Genomic DNA, 3,315 nt, shown 5'->3' on the forward strand with positions numbered 1-3,315 from the left:
AAGGTCGTGACGAACTGACCCAGACCCAGGATCAGACCGACGTTGATGTTGCCGAGGACCTTCGTCGCCATGAACTCGTCCGCATACGTGGCCAGCAGGACGTACAGGGCGTACCAGGCCAGGAAGAACGCCGTCACCGGGAACACGAAACGGCGCAGGCGGCTGCGCAGTTCCTGGAACTCCGGGCTCTCCTGCATCGTGACGAACTCCTGCGGCGTCGGTATCCGACGCTGCTGGGGTACGCCACTCTCGCTGAGTGGTGCTGTGGTCACTGCCGACTCCTTGGTAGTCGTGTGAAGTGAGGATGATCACAAGATTAATGAGACGGCAGTCACACGAACAGAGACGGGTACGGACGGAACGACGAGGGGTGCGCTCGTGCGACGAACGGTCACGTCACCGCGACGAACGGCGCTCCTCCCCGGGTCCCCGCCCCCGGTCGCCGAACGCACCGAGTTCGCGGTCGCGTCCCATGCCGAGCCGCTCGGGGACGTGCATGCGGGAGAACGTCCGGCCCAGGTCACGAGGGATCCGCCGGCGCGTCAGCACACTCACCGTGATCATCGTGAGGAACGCCAGCGGCACACTCAATGCCGCCGGATAGGCGGAGAGCACCGTCGGCCACCCTGCGGCCACCGACGGATCGATCGGCAGCAGCACGGTCGCCAGAGCGGCGGCCCCCGCGACGAGACCACCGACGACCATCCCCGCCGCGGCACCGATCGCGGTGAGACCGCGCCACCAGATCCCCAGGACCAGCAGCGGACACAGCGTCGAGGCGGCGATCGCGAAGACCTGCCCCACCGACCGCGACAGGTCGAGGGAGGTCACCGACAGCGCCAGCACGAGCGGCACCACGCCCGCGAGTACCGCCGCGATCCGGAAGTCGCGCACCCGTCCGCGCAGCACGTCCGTGGACAGCACGCCCGCGACACTGACCAGCAACCCGGAGGAGGTCGACAGGAAGGCCGCGATCGCGCCCGAGGCCACGAGGGCGGCGAGCAGCTGCCCACCCCAACCGGACAACACCGATCCCGGCAACAGCAGCACCGCGGCGTCCGACCGTCCCGTGATGAGCAACTGCGGGACGTACAGGCGCGCGAACACCCCGAGCAGCGTCGGGAACAGATAGAACAGCCCGAGCAGCCCGATCACGGCGAAGGACGTCATGCGCGCCGCGCGTCCGTCCGGGTTCGTGTAGAAGCGCACCAGCACATGCGGCAGGCCCATGGTTCCGAGGAAGGTCGCGAGCATCAGCGAGTAGACCTGGAACAGCGGATGTTCGCTGCTCGCCCCCAATCCGGCCCCCGGCGACGCCCAGCTGTCGTTGTCGGTCGGCGCACCGGCCACCACCGGCACCGGAGACCCGGCGTCGAGGACGAGTTCGGTGCCGGCCCCGAGGACGTGCTCTCCCGGCTCGAGTTCGAATTCACCTGCGACCGGTCGGCCGTCGATCTCCCCGGTCACCACGACCGGCAGCGGCTCGGCGACCTGCACGACCACGTCGATCGTCACGTCGACGGTCGTGGTCTCCGTGACGGTGGGCGGCACGGGCTCGTCTACGGCCCGGTGGTCGCCGACGAAGTGCAACGTCAGCACCAGCGCGGGCAACGCGACGGCGGTGAGTTTGAGCCAGTACTGGAATGCCTGCACGAACGTGATCGAGCGCATCCCGCCGCCGACGACGTTGGCCACGACGATCACGCCGACCACCGCGACCCCCACCCAGTCGGGTACTCCCAGAAGGATGTTGAGGGTGAGCCCTGCTCCTTGGAACTGCGGGACCAGGTAGAGGATGCAGATGATGGCCACGACCATCATCGACAGGGTGCGCAACCACTTCTCCCCCAGCCGGAACTCCGCGAAGTCGGGGACGGTGTAGGCACCCGAACGTCGCAGCGGCGCAGCGACGAACAGCAGCAGACCCAGATAGCCCGCCGTGAAACCGACGGGATACCACAGTGCGTCGGCGCCGAACTTCGCGACGAGTCCGGCGACACCGAGAAAGGATGCCGCGGAGAGGTACTCACCGGAGATCGCCGCGGCGTTCCAGCGAGGGCCCACACTGCGCGAGGCGACGAGGAAATCCGAGGTGGTGCGCGCCATCCGCACGCCGTACACGCCGATCGCGACGGTGGCGATCGCCGCGGCGACGAGACCGACGACGGTGGCGACGGGAATCGATCCGCTCACGGGGGCGTCAATCGTCGGTGAGGTCGGTGAAATCCTGCTCGTTGCGTTCGGCGAGACGCAGGTACACCCACGCGATACCGAGCAGGATCGGATAACCGACCACCCCGAGCAACACCCACGGCAGGCGGATGCCCAGCACCGTCATCTCCGCGAGACCGGGAAAGGCGTGGAACAGCACCGGAATCGCGCCGAGCAGGCACACCGTGAACAACGCGACCCGAAGGGCGAGCCCGAGTTGCGCACGGACCAACCCGCGGACCATCGCGTCGCCGACCTCGGTCTGCTGTTGCACCTCCACGCGGGTCCGGACCATGCGCGCCCCGCGCCGCTCGGCGAGAACGACCTTCTGTCGCTGCGGAGGCGGGCCACCGGTGCTGCTCATCGCGACGTCCACGACTGCATGGGTCCGCGGATGAGCCGGTCCTTGAGCTCGCGCGTATGCCGGCGGCTGACCGGTAGTTCGACGGGCGGGGAATTGCTGTCGCCGCGCAGGCAGACGACGAGGCCCGAACCGACGCTGCGGATACCGGTCACGAGTGGCAGCGCCACCAGATAGGAGCGGTGCACGCGGAGGAAGCCGGCCTCGGCCCAGCGGTTCTCGAGCGTCGATATCGGGATGCGGACCAGGTGCGAACCGGTCGCGGTGTGCAGTCGCGCGTAGTCGCCCTCGGCTTCGACCCAGTGGACCGACGAGCGCGGCACGAGCGTGGTGACGCCGCCGAGCTCGACGGGAATCACGTCGTCGCCCGGACCGGTGTCGGATGTCGTCTGCGCGGCGGGCCGGCTGCGCTCGGCGATCCGCCGGACCGCTTCGGCGAGCCGTTCCTCACGGAGCGGTTTGAGGACGTAGTCGACGGCACCGAGGTCGAATGCCGAGACCGCGCGGTCGTCGTGCGCGGTCACGAACACCACGGCCGGGGACACGGCGAAATTGCGGAGGATGCCCGCAAGCTCCAGACCGTCGAGTCCGGGCATGTTGATGTCGAGGAAGACCGCGTCGATACCGCCGTCGCGCAGCACGCGCAGAGCGGTCGTCGCGTCTCCCGCGGTGTGCACGACGCCGATCTCCTCCTGCGCCCGCAGCAGGTAGGCGAGCTCGTCGAGGGCCGGCGGTTCGTCGTC

Annotated in this window: 4 protein-coding genes; all 4 read right to left on the reverse strand. The window is 68.7% G+C overall.

Annotated elements, in window-relative coordinates; all coding sequences use genetic code 11:
• A partial coding sequence (locus tag R1101_RS27590) for a DUF485 domain-containing protein (RefSeq protein ID WP_037224177.1) occupies positions 1 to 272 on the reverse strand: 272 nt, incomplete at its 3' end.
• 124 nt (positions 273 to 396) lie between these two features.
• Entirely contained in the window at positions 397 to 2,193 is a 1,797-nt protein-coding gene (locus tag R1101_RS0119315; RefSeq protein ID WP_016934969.1) for a sodium/solute symporter, read from the reverse strand.
• Between the two features lie 7 nt (positions 2,194 to 2,200).
• Positions 2,201 to 2,575, reverse strand: a complete 375-nt coding sequence (locus R1101_RS0119320) for a hypothetical protein (RefSeq protein ID WP_037224178.1) — start codon at positions 2,573 to 2,575, stop codon at positions 2,201 to 2,203.
• Positions 2,572 to 3,315, reverse strand: a 744-nt coding sequence (locus tag R1101_RS0119325; RefSeq protein ID WP_016934971.1) for a LytR/AlgR family response regulator transcription factor, incomplete at its 5' end; no start/stop codon positions are given. The genes R1101_RS0119325 and R1101_RS0119320, both read right to left, overlap by 4 nt.

This window comes from Rhodococcus sp. R1101 (genome assembly GCF_000278445.1).
Taxonomy (GTDB): Bacteria; Actinomycetota; Actinomycetes; order Mycobacteriales; family Mycobacteriaceae; genus Rhodococcus; species Rhodococcus gordoniae.

Bases quoted from the DNA above. Each gene is read 5' to 3' on its own strand.
- R1101_RS0119320 (WP_037224178.1), bottom strand. From the start codon at position 2,575: ATGAGCAGCACCGGTGGCCCGCCTCCGCAGCGACAGAAGGTCGTTCTC.